Here is a 16,323-nt window from a genome sequence, read left to right as displayed (position 1 = left end):
CGTGTCCGAGACGCCCGGAGCCACCGGTCCGATCACCGCTGTGCAGGTCATCGCGACCAAACGGGACGGCGGCGTGCTGTCCGACGCGCAGATCGACTGGGTCATCGACGGCTACACCCGGGGTGTGGTCGCCGAGGAGCAGATGGCCGCCCTGGCCATGGCCGTCTATCTGAACGGCATGCAGATCGGCGAGATCGGCCGCTGGACCGACGCGATGATCGCCTCCGGGGTGCGGCTGGATCTCTCGGGCGTGGGCCGGCCGACCGTGGACAAGCACTCGACCGGCGGGGTCGGCGACAAGGTCTCCCTGCCGCTGGTCCCGCTGGTCGCCGCGTGCGGGGCGGCGGTTCCACAGCTGTCCGGGCGGGGGCTGGGGCACACCGGCGGGACGCTGGACAAGATGGAGGCGATCCCCGGCTGGCAGCCGCTGCTCACCCCGGATGCGTTCACCGCGATGCTGCGTGACGTCGGCGGGGTCATCTGCGCCGCGTCGGCCGATCTCGTCCCGGCCGACCGCAAGCTCTACGCGCTGCGCGATGTCACCGGCACCGTGGCGTCCATCCCGCTGATCGCCGCGTCCATCATGAGCAAGAAGATCGCCGAGGGCACCGACGCGCTGGTGCTGGACGTGAAGGTCGGGTCGGGCGCGTTCATGACCGATCTCTCCGCGGCGGCCGAGTTGGCCCGCACCATGGTCGGTCTCGGGCAGGCGCACGGGGTGCGGACGTCCGCACTGCTGACCGACATGTCTTCTCCGATCGGGGTGGCCGTGGGCAACGCGGTCGAGGTGGCCGAGTCGGTCGAGGTGCTCGCCGGCGGCGGGCCGGCGGACCTGGTCGAGCTGACCCTGGCCCTGGCCCGGGAGATGGTGCAGCTGGCCGGCCTGGACGCCGACCCGGCGGAGGTGCTCGCCTCCGGGCGGGCGATGGACACCTGGCGCGCCGTCGTCCGCGGGCAGGGCGGCGACCCGGACGCCCCGCTGCCCACCCCCCGCGAGCGGCACCAGGTCCGCGCGACCGATTCCGGCCTGGTCCGCACCGTGGACGCTCGCGCCGTGGGCGAGGCCGCCTGGCTGCTCGGCGCCGGGCGTGCCCGCAAGGAGGACCCGGTGCAGGCCGCCGCCGGGCTGCTCTGCCACGTCCGGCCGGGGGACACCGTCGAGGTCGGTCAGGTCCTGTTCGAGCTGCACACCGACACTCCGGCGGCGTTCCCCGCCGCGCTGACCGCGCTCGACCGGGCGGTGGGACTGGCCGAGCCGGGCACCCCGGTCACCCCGTCGTCCCGGATCCTGCAGGTCATCCGGGAGCCGCTGGACTTCGTGCTGGGCTGACCCGCCGACGACGTACCCGGGGCGGACCCGGGGGTGGGTACCGTCCGGGGATGCCTGCACCGTTGACCTCCGAGACCATCCGCAGCGCCCCCAAGGTGCTGCTGCACGACCACCTCGACGGCGGCCTGCGTGCCGCGACGCTGATCGACCTGGCCGAGCAGACCGGCTACCGGGACCTGCCCACCACCGACGTCGCCGACCTGGCCCGCTGGTTCAGCGAGTCCGCCTACAGCGGTTCGCTCGAGCGCTACCTGGAGACGTTCACCCACACCGTCGGGGTCATGCAGACCCGGGAGGCGCTGATCCGGGTGGCCTCCGAGTGCGCGCAGGACCTGGCCGCGGACGGCGTCGTCTACGCCGAGGTGCGCTTCGCCCCCGAACTGCACGTGGAGCAGGGCCTCTCGCTGGCCGAGACGGTGCAGGCCGTGCTCGACGGCTTCCGGGCCGGCTCGGCGGTCGCCGCCGACCGCGGCGAGTTCATCCGGGTGCGACTGCTGCTCACCGCCATGCGGCACGCCGCCCGCTCCCGGGAGATCGCCGAACTGGCCGTGCAGTTCCGCGACCAGGAGGTCGCCGGGTTCGACATCGCCGGCGCCGAGGCGGGTTTCCCGCCCACCCGCCACCTGGACGCGTTCGAGTACCTGCGCCGGGAGAACGCCCACTTCACCATCCACGCCGGTGAGGCCTTCGGGTTGCCGTCGATCTGGGAGGCGATCCAGTGGTGCGGGGCCGACCGGCTCGGCCACGGCGTCCGCATCGTCGACGACATCTCGTTCGACCGCGCCGGCGAGCCCGTGCTCGGCCGGCTGGCCCAATACGTCCGGGACCGACGGATCCCGTTGGAGATGGCGCCCACCTCCAACGTGCAGACGGGAGCGGCGGCGTCCATCGCCGAGCACCCGATCGGCCTGCTCGCCCGGCTGCAGTTCCGGGTCACCGTCAACACCGACAACCGGCTGATGTCCGGCTGCACGATGACCAGCGAGATGACTGCCCTGGCGCAGGCTTTCGACTACGGCTGGGACCGCCTGCAGTGGTTCACCGTCAATGCGATGAAGTCCGCCTTCCTGCCGTTCGACGAACGCCTGGAGATCATCGAGACGGTGATCAAACCCGGCTACCGGCGGCTGCTCGAGCAGGGCTGACCCTGCCCGGCCCGGGCTGTCGGCGTGCGCGGGACCGGCCGGCAGGACGGGCTACCGGACGCCGGTGCGGCGCCGCTGTCACCGCCCGCCGGTGGTGGGCCTGTCCGGCGCGACCGGATCGGGGAGAGCGTCGAACCAGCCCAGCACGGCGGCTTCGTAACGTTCGCCGAAGTCCAGGGTGATCAGGTCCCGCGCGCGGGCTCCTGCGGCGACAGCCTGCCCGTGCTGCCGGCGGTAGTCGTCCAGTCGGGCCTGGTGGATGGCCCGGTGATCGGCGAGGTGGGCGGCCAGGCGTTCGGGCGGCAGGTGGTCGGCGAAGGCGAGCGTGAGCAGGAGGGGATAGCGGATCTGCTCCTCGCCGGGGGGCCGGGAGATCCAGTCGCGGAAGGCTTCCCGGCCGAGGTCGGTCAGCGCGTAGGCCCGGCGCTCCCGGGGCCCGGTCTCCTGGACGGTGATCAGACCGTCGTCGGCCATGCCCGTGAGTTCGCGGTAGACCTGGCTACGGGTCAGGCTCCAGAAGTCCCCGATGCGGTGCTGGGCGGTGGCCACCAGGTCCCAACCGGACTGCGGGCCGTCGTGCAGGAACCCCAGCAGCGATCCCACCGTCGCATTGACCGCTCGCATGCCATCCCCTCGCCCTCTTGACGTTCCATTGTGGAACGTTCACCATGGTGGCACAACAGTCCACTATGGAAGGTGTGCCATGCTCGGTGCCGTCCTCGCCCTGCACATCGCGGCCGGCGTCGTCGGCCTGCTCCTGGGGGCCGTGGTACTCACCGCACCCAAGCGGGCCGGTCGCCATGTCGTCGCCGGCCGCGCGTACCAGGGGGCTGTGGCCCTGATGACCGGCACCGCGCTCGCCCTGGTCGTCTCCGACCCCGGTCGGCTGTGGGGGCTGGGCATCATCGCCGTGGCCACCGAGGCCAGTGCTCTGGCCGGGTGGGTGGCCCGTCGCCGTCACCGACCGGGGTGGGTGGTCCGGCACGTGGTGTTGATGTGCAGCTCGTACATCTCGTTCGTCACCGCGGCCCTGGTCGTCAACTGGGCGAGCCCGCTGGCCTGGGTCGTTCCCACGCTGATCGGTGCGCCGCTCATCGCGCGCACCGTGCGTCGCGTCCGGTCGGCCTCGGGTGGGTCGGGACCGGTGGCGGCCGTCGCGGGCCGGGCGCACCTCTGACCGGTCCCGCCGGGCTCACCGGCCGGGCGTCGGCGATCCCGTGCAGCCGCCCCGGTCGGCGTCCGGGCCGGCACCCACACGGTTCGCCTGCCCCAGGCGGATGACCTCGTCCAGCTTGTCGCGGGTCGCCGTCAGCTCCTCCAGTTGAGCCTGCACGCGGGCACGCTCGGTCAGCAGCTGCTCGTGCATCTTCTCGGTGAGCACGCCGTGCTCCAGACACGGCAGGATCGGCAGGACCGCTCTGCTGCCGAGTCCGGCGGCGTAGAGGGACTGGATGAACCGGACGCGGTCGACGGCCTCGGGCGGGTACCGGCGCTGCCCGCTGGCGCTGCGTTCGGCGACCAGCAGGCCCTGTTCCTCGTAGTACCGCAGCGCCCGCACGCTGACCCCCGACGATGCGGCGACCTCACCGATGCGCATCTGTTCCCCCTCGGCCCGACCGGACTTGCCCCTGACGTCAACGTCAGGTTATAGCGTCCGGCTCATGACAACCGCACTGATCACCGGGGCCAACCGCGGCCTCGGCCGCCACTTCGCCACCGAGCTGCTCGCCCGGGGGGCGACGGTCTACGCCGGAGCCCGTGACCCCGCGACGATCGACCTGCCCGGTGTCCGGCCCCTCGCCCTGGACATCACCGACCCCGACGCCGTCACCGCGGCGGCCGCACTGGCCGGCGACGTCGACCTGCTGATCAACAACGCCGGGATCTCCACCGGCGCACGACTCCTCGGCGACCTGGCGGGCGTGCGTGCCGAGATGGACGTCAACTTCTGGGGGACGCTGGCGATGGTCCGCGCCTTCGCTCCCGTCCTGGCGACCAACGGCGGCGGGCGGATCATCACCATCGCCTCCGCGCTGTCCTGGTTCGCCGCCCCCGGGGCCGGCGCCTACGCGGTTTCCAAGGCGGCGAACTGGAACATGAGCAACGCGCTGCGCCTCGAGCTCGCCGGGCAGGGCACGCAGGTCACCTCCGTGCACCTCGGTCTGGCCGACACCGACATGGCCGAGGGGATCCAGGGCCCCAAGACCGACCCGGCCGTGGTCGCCCGCCGGACGCTGGACGCCGCCGAGGCCGGCGAGATCGAGGTCGTCGTCGACGAGTGGAGCGCGATGGTCAAGGCCTCGCTGGCCCAGGATCCCCGCGCGTTCTACGACCGCTTCCGCACGACCTGACCCGACCGACGTGGTCGGTCGACACGGTCGGCCCCGATCTCCGTGACGGAGGTCGAGGCGCGTCGGCCGGGGCGCCGGCTCAGCTCTCCGGGTCCCACACCAGGGTGGTGGCGAACCGGTCGACGAGCACCGTCCAGGCCGCGGCCTCGTCGTCGTAGGGCGGGGCGGGGGCCATCCGGTCGGGGTCGGCGTCGGTGAGCGACCCGATGAGGTTGCCCAGCGGCGAGGCGCTGGACAGCGCCTCGACGGACTCGGAGTCCCCGCGGGCCTCGGCGGCGTCGGTGAGCAGCTCCACGGCCAGATCGAGCTGCGCGGAGTCGACGGCCTCCGGCCCCTCGGCGAGCTGCTCGGCGACACCGTCCAGCACGTAGGTGTTCTCGCGACCGGCGACCACCGCGGCATCACCGCCGGCGACCGCGTCGCGGATCTCCGGCCAGAAGTTCAGGTCGCTGAGCCGGTGACGCACCTTCGGGTCGGCGATGTGGTTCTCCAGGCCCTCGGCCGTGGAGAACACCAGGATCTCGCCCCCGCGGGACAGGAACAGCGGGTCGTCGTCGAGGTAGCAGCGCAGGGTGTACCCGGTGCGTCCGCCGACGGTCACCTCGACCGGGTCGATACCGGCCTGCTCCCAGAACTCGAGGTCGGGGTCGCGGTCCTCGTCGGCACCGCCGCCGGCCGCGGCCTCCGCGGCGGCCACCGCGGCCAGCACCGCCTGGGCCTCGGCCTGTGCGGTGGCCAGCGCGTCGGCGTCCACGTCGGGGACCTTCACGATGCTGTCCAGGGCGTCGACCACCTCGTCCCACCGGGCGGAGACGACGGTGCCGATCTCGTCCCACAGCTTCTCGCCGACCCGGCCGCCGAAGACCTGCTCGCCGAGCCCGAGCACCGAGAAGCCCTCGGCGGAGTCCAGCACCTCGGTGACGACCTCGAGATCGCAGACGTCGGCGAGGGACCGCAGGATCGCCACCGTGTCGGCCAGCTCGGCCAGGGTCCAGATGTCCGCCGGTTCGGCGACCAGGTCCGGCACCCCGACGATGTCGAAGCGGTGGTCGTCGTCGGGGGAGAGCTCGTCGGTGAGCAGCCGGGTCGCGGTGTCCCACTCGGGGTGGTCCAGCAGGTCGTGCTCGGTGGAGGTGCGGACGAACGCGGCCAGGTGCGCGGTGTCCGGGAAGACGAACAGGTCGTCGCCCGACCCGAGGAAGGCCTCCCATTCCTCGCCGTCCTCGTGCCACCGGGGCGCCCACAGGGTCAGCCCGTTGCCGGCCGTCAACCCCAGCTCGATCGGGATGATGTCGGGGATGCTCTCGGCCACGACGGGGTTCCTCTCGATCGGCACGTGGGGTTCCCCACGAGCGGCGCCAGCCTAACGGCCGGTCGCGAGCGCGCGGGGTCCCCGCGAGCGGCGCTCAGCCTAGCGGCCCGTCATCGGCGACTCCTGCGTACGGGCGGGGCCCCGGACACGGGGCGGGCGGTAATCCGGTGGTGCGGGCGGCGCCCCGGCCGCAGGATGGGCCGGTCGCTCCACGACCGCGTCCCGGCCGGCCGGCCGCGCCTGGTTCACTGGCCGGGACGGCGTCCCCGTCCGCGGTGCCCCGGCACCCTGATCCTCCTGGAGGCCCCCATGACGCATCCGCACGATTCCGACCCCGCCCCGGCCCCGACGGCCGACGCGGACCCGGCGGTCGCGACCGACGAGGTGCCCGTTCCGTCCGCCGACACCCGCTCGGTCTTCGCGGCCGCGCTGGAGAAGAAGAAGGCGGCCGGACAGGCCCGCTCGTCCCACCTCGACGGCCACGGGGTCGACGGCTCGCACACGAACTCCAAGGCCACCCGCCAGTTCCGCCGGAAGTCCGGCGGCGGCGGCTGATCCACCCGGCCCGACCGGTCCGACCGGTCTCACCCCCCGGGCCCGAACAGCCACCGGCGCCAGCCACCCCGACGCGGGGCGGGTGGCGCCGGTTCCGTCCGGGTCACCGGTGGCCGGATCGCCCGGGCCTCCCGCCAGCGGGCCAGCACCGCCTCGATGTCCAGCGGCGGACCGCACAGGAACGCCGAGGTGGGCAGCAGGATCTCCGTCCGGATCCGCCGGTCGAGGTCGGTCAGTTCCCGGCGGACGGCGTCCTCGGAGATGCGGGAGGCCATCCGCTCGTCGAGGGTCTCCACCTCCTTGCGGATGCGCAGCGCCTCGGGGAGGAACTCCGATCCCGGGACGTTCTCCCGCTCGGCGAACTGCTTGATCCACCAGTTCTCGTCGTGCCGACCCGGGGGTGCGGGCGGCAGCGGCTTCCCGGCGCCCGGCAGGTCGTCGAAGGCGCCCCGGGCGGCGGCGTCCCGCAGGACGCCATCCACGTCGCGGCGACGGTGCGGCCCGGCCGAGGGCGTGGTCATCGTGGCCGGGCCGACGCCCGGCCCGCACTGCGGAGTGCCATGATCAGCCGGTCAGCCGCTCGTACACACCGACCTCGGTGCCCGTCCAGAACTCGCCGATGCCGGTGAACGCCGCGCGCACGGTGTCGTGGTTCCAGTCGTCCACCACGTGCACCTCGTGGCAGTTGCCCTCGATCTCGCCCTGCGGGTAGTGGACGATCGGGATGGACAGGTAGACGGCCCGGCGGGCGGCCGCGGCGGCCTTGGCCCAGAGCGCCAGCGCGTCCTCCCGGCTCATGTGCTCGGCCACATCACCCAGGATGACCACGTCGGCCGCCGGGAAGGTCACCTCCCGGGCGTCGCCCACGATCACCTCGTCGTAGTACTCCCGCAGCCGGTAGGTGTGCACGTACGGCTCGTAGATCTCCACGCCGATCAGGTGGTCGACGGCCGGGCCGCGCAGCAGTTTGGCGTAGGTCCCGACGCCCGGGCCGATGTCGAGCACCGTCAGCGGTGCCTCCCGGCCCAGCTCGGCGATCCGCTCGCGGATCCAGTCCTTGCCCTCCGCGGAACTCTGCGGCATGTGTCGAACCTCCAGTGTCGTGCCAGGGTGGGGCGGGGTCGGGCTACTGCTCAGAGGACGACGACGCTGCGCAGGACCTCGCCGCGGTGCATCTTGTCGAACGCGGCCTCGACGTCGCCGATGCCGATCTCCTCGGAGACGAACTTGTCCAGCGGCAGCCGACCCTGCTTGTAGAGGTCGATGAGCACCGGGAAGTCGCGCGAGGGCAGGCAGTCGCCGTACCAGGACGACTTCAACGAGCCGCCGCGGCCGAACACGTCGATGAGCGGGATCTCCAGCGTCATCGTCGGGTTGGGCACGCCGACGAGCACGACGGTGCCGGCCAGATCGCGAAGGTAGAAGGCCTGCTTCCAGGTCTCCGGGCGGCCGACGGCGTCGATGGCCACGTCCACGCCGAAGCCCCCGGTGAGCGCGCGAACCTGCTCGATCACGTCGTCCGCGGGGGCGGCCGGGTCGACCAGCACGGTGTGGGTGGCCCCGAACTCCTTGGCCCAGGCCAACTTCTTCTCGTCGGTGTCGATGGCGATGACGGTGTGCGCGCCGACCAGGGCGGCGCCGGCGATGGCCGCGTCACCGACCCCGCCGCAGCCGATCACGGCGACCGAGTCCCCGCGGGTGACCCCGCCGGTGTTGATGGCCGCGCCGATGCCGGCCATCACGCCGCACCCGAGCAGGCCGGCCGCGGTGGGGGCGGCCGTCGCGTCGACCTTGGTGCACTGCCCCGCGGCGACCAGGGTCAGCTCGGCGAAGGCGCCGATGCCCAGGGCGGGGGACAGCTCGGTGCCGTCCTCCAACGTCATCTTCTGGGTCGCGTTGTGGGTGTTGAAGCAGTACTGCGGGCGACCGCGCAGGCAGGCCCGGCAATGACCGCAGACGGCTCGCCAGTTCAGGATCACGAAGTCGCCGGGCGCCACGTCGACCACGTCGTCGCCGACCGCCTCGACGATGCCGGCGGCCTCGTGGCCGAGCAGGTACGGGTAGTCGTCGCCGATGCCGCCGACCTTGTAGTGCAGATCGGTGTGACAGACCCCGCAGGCCTGCACCCGGACCAACGCCTCGCCCGGGCCCGGATCCGGGACCAGGATCGTGGTCAGCTCGACGGGGGCGTCCTTCGTGCGCGCGATGACGCCCTGCACCTGGTGGACCACGGGGACTCCTTCAGACGGGTGGACGGGCTCGGGTCGGGCGGGCCGGGCGGCCGTGACCCGCCCGGTCCGGCCCCGGATCGCAGGCTAGCCGAGACGCCCGACACCCCGGCCCGGCGCACCTGTGACCGGCGGCCGGGCCGGCCGCGAGGGCTGTGCGGCCGGGGGAGGCTCAGCCCTCGAAGCCGTGGAACTGCATGACGTGCTTGATGCGCGTGTAGTCCTCGAACCCGTACATCGACAGGTCCTTGCCGTAGCCGGACCGCTTGAACCCGCCGTGCGGCATCTCGGCGACCAGCGGGATGTGCGTGTTGATCCAGACGCAGCCGAAGTCCAGCCGCGCCGACATGCGCGCCGCCACACCGACGTCGGAGGTCCACACGGAGGAGGCCAGGCCGTACTGCGAGCCGTTGGCGAAGGCCAGTGCCTCGTTCTCGTCGGCCGCCTTCTGCACGGTGATGACCGGGCCGAACACCTCGGTCTGCACGATCTCGTCGTCCTGGTGCACCCCGGCGACCACCGTGGGCGGGTAGTAGAAACCGGCCCGGTCCAAGGCCGTCCCGCCCGTGGTGACGTCGGCGTTCTGCCGCGCCCGGTCGACCAGCCCGCTGATGTGGCCGAGCTGGTTCGCGTTGTTGATGGAGCCGTAGAGCACGTCGGCGTCGTCGGAGGCGCCGGTGCGGGTGTCCCGGGCCTTGGCGGTCAGGGCGGCGACGAACTCGTCGTAGATGCCGGGCAGGGCGATGACCCGGGTGGCCGCGGTGCAGTCCTGGCCGCCGTTGAAGTAGCCGGCGGTGGCGATGCCCTCGACGGCGGCCTCGATGTCCGCGTCGTCGAACACCACGACCGGGGCCTTGCCGCCAAGTTCCAGGTGGGCGCGGGTGATGTTGCGGGCCGCGGCGGTGGCCACCGCCATGCCCGCCCCGGTGGAGCCGGTGATGGAGACCAGCGCGGGGGTGCGGTGCGAGACCAGGGCCGAACCGGTCTCCCGGTCACCGCAGACCACGTTGACCACGCCGGCCGGGAAGAACTCCTGGGCCGCCCGTCCCAGCCACAGGGTGGACGCCGGGGTGGTGTCCGACGGCTTGATGACGGTGGCGCAGCCGGCGGCCAGCGCCGGCGCCAGCTTCCAGATGGCCATCATCATCGGGTAGTTCCACGGGGCCACCTGGCCGACGACGCCGACGGGTTCCCGGCGCACCGAGCTGGTGTGCCCGCGCAGGTACTCCCCGGTGGACCGGCCCTCGAGGACCCGGGCCGCCCCGGCGAAGAAGCGGACCTGGTCGACCATGGGGCCGATCTCTTCCGACAGGGTCAGCCCGGTCGGCTTACCGGTGTCCCGCACCTCGATCGCGACCAGCTCGTCGGCGTTCGCCTCGATGTGGTCGGCGAAGCGCAGCAGGGCCAGCTGCCGCTCCGACGGGGTCGACCAGCGCCAGGACTCGAAGGCGGTGGCCGCGGCGGCGTAGGCGGCGTCGATGTCCGCCGGGCCGGACAGGGGCGCGGTCGCGTAGACCTCACCCGTGCTCGGGTCCACGACGTCCATCGTCGTCCCGGCGGCGGTGTCGACCTCCTGCCCGCCGACCACGTTGCGCCACTGGGTCCGGTCCGCCTGCACCGCGCTCATCGATCCTCTTCCTGTCCGGGTTTCCCGACCGGTCGAGCGCCCGCCCCGCGGGGCGGGCGTCTCACCGGGCCAGATTGCTGTGCAGCACCTGCACCGGGCACGGGGCCGTGGTCAGCAGGTGCTGGCTGACCGATCCCATCACCAGGCCGCGGAATCCGCCACGGCCCCGCGCCCCGACGACCAGCAGGGCGGCACCGCGGGCCTGCTCGGCGAGCACGGTGCCGGCCCGGCCGCGGGCGTGCCGGTAGTGCACGGTCACGTCGGGGTGGGCGTGGGCGGCGAGGAGCACCGGCGCCCAGAACGTGGCCACCGGGGAGCCGAGCTGCTCGGTGGTCGGGTCCACCTCGACGACCTCGTCGTGTCCGCGTCGCGGCCGCACGTAGACGGCCAGCACGTCGGCCCCGACGGCGGCGGCGTGCCGGAAGGCGGCGGCCGCGGCGGCCGCCGCCTCCACCGATCCGTCGAAGCCCAGCACCACCGTGCTGCCGGGCCGCGGTTCCACCGAGTCGGTCACCGGCACGACCACGACGGGGCAGCGGGCGTACGGCACCACGTGCAGCACGGTGGATCCGACGAGCAGGCCCGTGAGGCCCTCCCACCCGTGCGACCCGAGGACGACCAGGTCGGCCCTTTCCGAGGCGGCCAGCAGTGACTGCACCGGCGGATCGGGGTACCGCACGGCGTGGATCTCCAGGTCGGGGTGCCGGTCGCGGGCGGTCTGCACCGCGGTGCGGGTCACCGCGGCGGCGGGGGATCCGGCGCCCAGCCCGGCGGTGCCGTCGGACGCTTCCGCGGACTCGTCGGCGATCGGGTCGAACTCGGCGATGTCGGCGGCATGGTCGGGCTGGGCGACGAGCACGGTCAGCGGCACCGCGAGGGCGGCGGCGGTGTCCGCGGCCCAGTCCAGGGCGGCGCGGTTCGCTGCCGACCCGTCCACCCCGACGACCACACCCGACCGGCGTCCCGGCGGGATCGGCGGGTCGGCCGGATCGGCACTGAGGCTCATGCGTGTCTCCCCACGGTTGGGTCGGCCGGGGCGTCCGGTCGGACGGGCGTCGAGGAGATCGTGCCGGACGGCCCCGGGGCGTCGTGCGACGGGCCGGTCGACCGGGCGGAATCGATCTCCGGGCGTGGCATCGGGGCAGCTGACGATGTCCGGACGGGCGCAGTTTACTGTTCGGGCCACCAGCAGCTCCCGGGCGTGTGCGAGCGGACGTGAGGTCGCGATGACGGATTCTCAGAACGGCGAACCCGGCTCGGCCGCGGCCGCCGCGGGCGGCATCCCGGGGGCCCGGGTGGCCGGGACCGCCGAGGTGGTCGACAAGGGGCTCTCCGGGAATTCCGTCGGCCTCATCGGCGGCATCACCCTGGGCATCTCGTGCGTGGCGCCGGCGTACACGTTGACGGCCACGCTCGGGCTGGTCGCGGTGGTCGCCGGCTTCAAGATGCCGATCGTGTTCATCGCCGGTTTCCTGCCGATGTTCTTCGCCGCGTACGCGTACCGGGAGTTCAACCGGGTCGCCCCGGACTGCGGCACCTCCTTCACCTGGACGACGAAGGCGTTCGGTCCGTACCTGGGCTGGCTGGGCGGGTGGGCGGCGATCCTGGCCACCATCATCGTGCTGGCCAACCTGGCCGGCGTGGCCGTGCAGTTCTTCTACCAACTGCTCGGCGACCTCTTCGGCAGTGAGTCGCTGTCGGCGCTGTGGGAGACCAAGTGGGTCAACGTGCTGACCTGTCTGGTCTTCCTGGCGATCGCCACCGCGGTCGCCTACCGCGGCATCACCACCACCGAGAAGGTGCAGTACATCCTGGTCGGCTTCCAGATGGTGGTGCTGGTGGTCTTCGCGGTGATGGCCATCGCCAAGTCCGGCGGCGGGGTGACCGGCGGCGCGGCGTTCAGCTGGGACTGGTTCAACCCGCTGTCCGGCTTCACCCTGACCGCGTTCATCGCCGGGTTGTCGGCGTCGATCTTCTCGTTCTGGGGCTGGGATTCCGCGCTCACCGTCAACGAGGAGTCCAAGGACGCGGCCCGGACCCCGGGCCGGGCGGCGCTGCTGTGCGTGGTGTCGATCCTGCTGACCTACCTGCTGGTCTCGGTGGCCTCGCTGATGTTCGCCGGCGTCGGGGAGGAGGGCGTCGGGCTGTCCAACCCGGACACCCAGGCGAACGTGTTCGGGGCGCTGGCCGGGCCGGTGATGGGCGAGGGCTGGAAGTTGTTCCTCTTCCTGGCCGTGCTGGCCTCGAGCGCGGCCAGCCTGATGACGACGTTCCTGCCGACCACCCGGACGATGCTCGGCATGGCCGCCTACAGGGCGCTGCCGGCCCGCTTCGCCCAGGTCCACCCGCGCTACCTGACGCCGGGCTACGGCACCGTGGTGGCCGGGCTGGTGGCCGGGGCGTTCTACACGCTGCTGACCATCCTGTCCGAGGACACCCTGACCGACACGATCCTCTCGCTCGGTCTGATGATCTGCTTCTACTACTCGTTGACCGCCCTGGGCTGCGTGTGGTTCTTCCGCAGGGAACTGTTCACCAGCGCGCACAACGTCGTGTTCAAGTTCCTGTTCCCGCTGATCGGCGGGCTGGGCCTGCTCTTCGTCTTCCTGGTCACCCTGCGCGACAGCACCGCCCCGGACTACGGCAGCGGCGAGGTGTTCGGCATCGGCGTGGTCGCCGTCATCGGCGTCGGGCTGCTCGTCCTGGGCGCGGTGCTCATGCTCGTCATGCGGGTCCGTCAACCCGACTTCTTCCTCGGCCGCACCCTGCGCCGGGACACCCCCGCCCTGATCCTGGAGGACTGACCCGCATGGCCCCGCACCCGCTGGAACCGCTGACCGCCGACGAGATCACGGCGAGCACCGCGGCGCTGACCGCCGCCGGGCATGCCGGACCGTCCCATCGGTTCGCCTCCATCGCCCTGCTGGAACCGCCGAAGGCCGACCTGTTGGCCTGGGAGCTCGCCGGTCGGTCCGGTCCTGCGCCCGCCCGGCGCAGCAAGAGCGTGCTGTGGGACCGGGCGGACAACCGCGCGTACGAGGCGGTCGTGGAGCTGGGCGGCGCGCGGGCCGACGGCGGCGCGGCGGTCGTCTCCGTCGACCACGTCCCCGGGGTGACCCCCAACTTCACGGTCGACGAGTGGCACGACTGCGAGACCGCGATGAAGGCGGATCCGACCGTGGTGGCCGCGCTGGCCCAGCGGGGCATCACCGACCTGGACCTCGTGCTGATCGATGTGTGGACCTACGGGCTGGCCCTCATGCCGGAGCGGTACCGGGACCGTCGGCTCGGCTGGGCCGACATCTGGCTGCGGGAGACCCCGGGCTCGAACCCCTACGCCCACCTCGTCCCCGGGCTCAAGCTCATCGTCGACATGAACACCATGACCCTGCTCGAGCTGGACGAGCAGCCGGGCGAGATCGCCACCCAGGCCCCGGTGATGGGGGAGTACATGCCTGGCAAGGTGCCCGGGCAGGAGCTGCGCACCGACATCGCCCCGCTGCACATCACCCAGCCGGACGGCGTCTCCTTCACTCTCGACGGGCACGAGCTGAGCTGGCAGAACTGGCGGGTGCGCATCGGCTTCACCCCCCGCGAGGGGCTGGTCCTGCACCAGCTGCGCTACGACGACCACGGCACGGAGCGGCAGATCGCCCACCGCATCTCCTTCAGCGAAATGGTGGTGCCCTACCGGGACTCCTCGTTCGACCACTACCGGCGCACCGCCTACGACATCGGCGAGTGGGGTCTGGGCTACATGACGACCTCGCTGAGCCTGGGCTGCGACTGCCTGGGCGAGATCCGCTACCTGGACGCCACCCTCAGCGACAGCGCGGGCGAGCCGTTCGCCATCGACAACGCGATCTGCCTGCACGAGGAGGACAACGCCGTCCTGTGGAAGCACGTGGACGGGCTGTCCGGCGCCGAGGTGCGCCGTATGCGGCGCATGGTCATCTCCTGCCACGCCACCGTGGCGAACTACGAGTACCTCATCTACTGGCGGCTCTACCAGGACGGCAACATCGAGTGCGAGGTGCGGGCCACCGGGATCATGGTGACCACCCCGATCCCGGAGGGCGCCCCCACCCCGGCCACCGGCACCCTGGTCGACCAGCGCACCTACGCCCCGTTCCACCAGCACTTCCTGGTCGCGCGCCTGGACCTGGACATCGACGGCCAGGCCAACCAGGTGCACGAGATCGACTCCGTCGTCCCGCCGATCGGGCCGGACAACCCGTACGGGCTGAACCTGACCACCCGGGCCACCCCGATCGCGGACGAGTCGATGGCCGGGCGGGACTACGAGTGGTCCACCCAGCGCAGCTGGAAGGTGCTGAACACCGGGAAGCGGAACGTGGTCGGCAGCCCGGTCGCCTACAAACTGGTGCCCACCGGCAGCTTCCCGGCGATGATGGATCCCGCCGCGCCGCAGTACCTGCGGGCACCGGTGATCGGGCACACCCTCTGGGTGACCCGGCAGCACGACGACGAGCTCTTCCCGTGCGGGGACTACCCGACCCAGAGCGAGGCCGACGACGGGATGACCCGCTGGGTCGCCGACGGCGAGGACCTGCTCGACCAGGACGTCGTGCTCTGGTACGTCTTCGGTCTGCACCACATCACCCGGCTGGAGGACTGGCCGGTGATGCCGGCGGACACCGTCTCGTTCTGGCTCAAGCCGTTCGGCTTCTTCGACCGCAATCCGTCGCTGGACCTGCCGCCGTCCCCGGGCCACGGCGGGGGGGCCGACGCCCCGTCCTGCCACGCCGACCCCACCGCTCCGCTGGCCGCCGGCTGACCGACGGGCGGCCCGTCAGGTCACAGCTCGGGGTCGTTCCCGTGTCGGCGGGCGTGGCGGCCACCGAGTTCACGCGGATCTGCGACCATCGGCGCACGCTCTACCGCAATCGAGGCCGAAACCGTGCCTGAACAACTTGAGGAAGTGTCATGAGTACTCTGGTTCGCAAGGCCGTCGCGGAGTTGATCGGCACCGCGATGCTGGTCTTCTTCGCCGTCGGCTCCGCCGTGTTCGGCATCGACAAGATCGGCCCGGTGGGCGTCGCCCTGGCGTTCGGCCTGGTGCTGCTGGCCCTGGCCTATTCCCTCGGCCCGGTCTCCGGGTGCCACGTCAACCCGGCCGTCACCCTGGGCGTGCTGCTCCGCAAGGGCATCACCGCCACCGAGGCCGGGGTCTACTGGGCGTCCCAGCTCGTCGGCGGCATCATCGGTGCCGCGCTGATCCAGCTGATGCTCAGCGCGGGTGGGGTCACCGACCAGACCGGCGCGAAGGGCACCAACAACTGGGGCGAGGGCATCAACGCCACCGGCGCCTTCATCATCGAGGTGCTGCTGACCTTCCTCCTGGTCATCGTCGTCCTGCTGACCACCGCCCAGGCGGCCACCCCCGGCTTCGCCGGTCTGGCCATCGGCCTCGTGCTGACCGTCATCCACCTGGTCGGCATCCCGCTGGACGGCACCTCGGTCAACCCGGCCCGGTCCATCGGCCCGGCGCTGTTCGAGGGTGGATCGGCCCTCAGCCACGTGTGGCTGTTCATCCTGGGCCCGCTGGTCGGCGGCGCCCTGGCCGCGCTGGCCGCCCCGCTGCTGGCCGCCCCGGCCGTGGAAGCGGGTCGCGGTGGCTTCGAGCGGGACAACACCGACGCCTCGCCGGACCGTCGCGGCTCGTCCTCGCGGACGGCCCCGAAGAGCCGCAAGCGCTGATCCCGGACCGGGTGGGGGCGCCGATCCGACGCCCCCATCCGGACCGGACACCGG

Annotated in this window: 16 protein-coding genes; 8 read left to right on the top strand and 8 right to left on the bottom strand. The window is 72.4% G+C overall.

Annotated elements, in window-relative coordinates; translation table 11 throughout:
- Nucleotides 1-31 precede the first annotated feature (31 nt).
- Complete coding sequence (locus J2S58_RS06865; RefSeq protein WP_205256102.1) at nt 32-1,330, top strand: thymidine phosphorylase; 1,299 nt, start codon at nt 32-34, stop codon at nt 1,328-1,330.
- Nucleotides 1,331-1,380: 50 nt separating this feature from the next.
- The gene (locus J2S58_RS06860) at nt 1,381-2,475 is read left to right on the top strand and encodes an adenosine deaminase (protein ID WP_205256023.1); all 1,095 of its coding nucleotides are present in this window, start codon (nt 1,381-1,383) and stop codon (nt 2,473-2,475) included.
- 78 nt (nt 2,476-2,553) lie between these two features.
- On the opposite strand, the gene J2S58_RS06855 is transcribed toward J2S58_RS06860, so the two are convergent.
- On the bottom strand, nt 2,554-3,099 hold the full coding sequence (locus J2S58_RS06855; protein ID WP_205256024.1) for a PadR family transcriptional regulator: 546 nt from the start codon (nt 3,097-3,099) through the stop codon (nt 2,554-2,556).
- A gap of 79 nt (nt 3,100-3,178) precedes the next feature.
- Between J2S58_RS06855 and J2S58_RS06850 the strand changes: the two genes are divergently transcribed.
- Nucleotides 3,179-3,652, top strand: coding sequence for a DUF2306 domain-containing protein (locus J2S58_RS06850; protein ID WP_205256025.1), 474 nt, complete (start codon nt 3,179-3,181; stop codon nt 3,650-3,652).
- 15 nt (nt 3,653-3,667) lie between these two features.
- Here J2S58_RS06850 and J2S58_RS06845 read toward each other — a convergent pair whose 3' ends face one another.
- A complete protein-coding gene (locus J2S58_RS06845) occupies nt 3,668-4,072 on the bottom strand; it encodes a MerR family transcriptional regulator (protein WP_205256026.1) in 405 nt (134 codons plus the stop codon).
- A 64-nt stretch (nt 4,073-4,136) separates the two neighbouring features.
- Between J2S58_RS06845 and J2S58_RS06840 the strand changes: the two genes are divergently transcribed.
- Nucleotides 4,137-4,826 carry an SDR family oxidoreductase gene (locus J2S58_RS06840; protein ID WP_205256027.1) on the top strand — a complete coding sequence of 230 codons (690 nt, stop codon included), beginning with the start codon at nt 4,137-4,139 and terminating at the stop codon, nt 4,824-4,826.
- A 79-nt stretch (nt 4,827-4,905) separates the two neighbouring features.
- Here J2S58_RS06840 and J2S58_RS06835 read toward each other — a convergent pair whose 3' ends face one another.
- Nucleotides 4,906-6,138 carry a hypothetical protein gene (locus J2S58_RS06835; RefSeq protein ID WP_240188484.1) on the bottom strand — a complete coding sequence of 411 codons (1,233 nt, stop codon included), beginning with the start codon at nt 6,136-6,138 and terminating at the stop codon, nt 4,906-4,908.
- Nucleotides 6,139-6,447: 309 nt separating this feature from the next.
- Here J2S58_RS06835 and J2S58_RS06830 point away from each other — a divergent pair, with 309 nt between their 5' ends.
- Nucleotides 6,448-6,693: a DUF5302 family protein gene (locus J2S58_RS06830; protein ID WP_205256028.1), complete on the top strand. Its 246-nt coding sequence runs from the start codon at nt 6,448-6,450 to the stop codon at nt 6,691-6,693.
- A 29-nt stretch (nt 6,694-6,722) separates the two neighbouring features.
- Here J2S58_RS06830 and J2S58_RS06825 read toward each other — a convergent pair whose 3' ends face one another.
- From J2S58_RS06825 to J2S58_RS06805, 5 genes are all read right to left on the bottom strand, one after another.
- A complete protein-coding gene (locus J2S58_RS06825) occupies nt 6,723-7,175 on the bottom strand; it encodes a DnaJ family domain-containing protein (RefSeq protein ID WP_205256029.1) in 453 nt (150 codons plus the stop codon).
- A gap of 82 nt (nt 7,176-7,257) precedes the next feature.
- Nucleotides 7,258-7,776, bottom strand: coding sequence for a methyltransferase domain-containing protein (locus J2S58_RS06820; RefSeq protein WP_205256030.1), 519 nt, complete (start codon nt 7,774-7,776; stop codon nt 7,258-7,260).
- 50 nt (nt 7,777-7,826) lie between these two features.
- Entirely contained in the window at nt 7,827-8,924 is a 1,098-nt protein-coding gene (locus J2S58_RS06815) for an S-(hydroxymethyl)mycothiol dehydrogenase (protein ID WP_205256031.1), read from the bottom strand.
- Nucleotides 8,925-9,093: 169 nt separating this feature from the next.
- On the bottom strand, nt 9,094-10,548 hold the full coding sequence (locus tag J2S58_RS06810) for an aminobutyraldehyde dehydrogenase (protein WP_205256032.1): 1,455 nt from the start codon (nt 10,546-10,548) through the stop codon (nt 9,094-9,096).
- 61 nt (nt 10,549-10,609) lie between these two features.
- Nucleotides 10,610-11,554, bottom strand: coding sequence for a universal stress protein (locus J2S58_RS06805; RefSeq protein ID WP_205256033.1), 945 nt, complete (start codon nt 11,552-11,554; stop codon nt 10,610-10,612).
- Between the two features lie 220 nt (nt 11,555-11,774).
- Between J2S58_RS06805 and J2S58_RS06800 the strand changes: the two genes are divergently transcribed.
- The 3 genes from J2S58_RS06800 (at nt 11,775) to J2S58_RS06790 (ending at nt 16,269) form a co-directional block, all read left to right on the top strand.
- Entirely contained in the window at nt 11,775-13,352 is a 1,578-nt protein-coding gene (locus tag J2S58_RS06800) for an APC family permease (RefSeq protein ID WP_205256034.1), read from the top strand.
- A 5-nt stretch (nt 13,353-13,357) separates the two neighbouring features.
- Nucleotides 13,358-15,346, top strand: a complete 1,989-nt coding sequence (locus J2S58_RS06795) for a primary-amine oxidase (RefSeq protein ID WP_205256035.1) — start codon at nt 13,358-13,360, stop codon at nt 15,344-15,346.
- A gap of 149 nt (nt 15,347-15,495) precedes the next feature.
- Nucleotides 15,496-16,269, top strand: a complete 774-nt coding sequence (locus tag J2S58_RS06790; protein WP_205256036.1) for an MIP/aquaporin family protein — start codon at nt 15,496-15,498, stop codon at nt 16,267-16,269.
- The last annotated feature ends 54 nt before the right edge of the window (nt 16,270-16,323 follow it).

Origin of the sequence: Nakamurella flavida, assembly GCF_030811475.1 — a bacterium.
Lineage (GTDB): Bacteria > Actinomycetota > Actinomycetes > Mycobacteriales > Nakamurellaceae > Nakamurella > Nakamurella flavida.
This window is presented reverse-complemented; position numbering and strand designations above follow the sequence as displayed.